Raw genomic sequence first — 686 nt, 5'->3', positions numbered from 1 at the left:
TTGGTGGATGCGACGGCGGCGGGTGCGGCCCGGGACCGGGCTGCCGCGTTGCTGGTGCTGCTCCAGTCGTGGCTGGCCGACGCGGCGTGGTCCGAATCGCGCCTGGTGGTGCGGACGTTCGGTGCGGAAGGCGCGGAGATCGCCGACGCGGACGGTGCCGCGTTGTGGGGTCTGGTGCGGTCGGCGCAGGCCGAGCATCCGGACCGGCTCCATCTGGTGGACGCGGCCGAGGACGTGTTCTATCCGCTGCCGCAGGCCGTCGTTCGCGAGGCCGTGGTCACTTCGCCGCGTCTGGTACGCCTGTCGGGTTCCGCGTCCGCGCCGGTGGAGTTCGGTGACGGCACGGTCGTCGTGACCGGTGCGACCGGCACCCTGGGGCGGCTGGTCGCCCGGCATCTGGTCGAGACGCACGGGGTCCGTGACCTGCTGTTGCTGTCCCGTTCCGGTGGGGATGCGGGACTCGTCGAGGAGCTCGCTTCGGCGAAGGTGCGGGCGGTGGCCTGTGACGTGGCGGACGCGGAAGCGGTCGCCGCAGCGCTGCGGGGCGAGCCGGTGACCGCGGTGATCCACGCCGCCGGTGTGCTGGACGACGCCCTCCTCGCCGATCTGACGCCCGAGCGCCTCGACACGGTGTTCCGGGTCAAGGTCGACGCCGCGCGCAACCTCGCCGCCGCGACGGAGGGCAG

The 686-nt window shown here is 73.5% G+C and carries 1 protein-coding gene; it reads left to right on the top strand.

Annotated features, from left to right (window positions below):
• Positions 1 to 54 precede the first annotated feature (54 nt).
• On the top strand, positions 55 to 686 hold a 632-nt coding region (locus PUR56_RS07020), incomplete at its 3' end, for an SDR family NAD(P)-dependent oxidoreductase (RefSeq protein ID WP_329948270.1).

The organism is Streptomyces sp. BE303 (assembly GCF_036290945.1).
GTDB lineage: Bacteria > Actinomycetota > Actinomycetes > Streptomycetales > Streptomycetaceae > Kitasatospora.
This window is presented reverse-complemented; position numbering and strand designations above follow the sequence as displayed.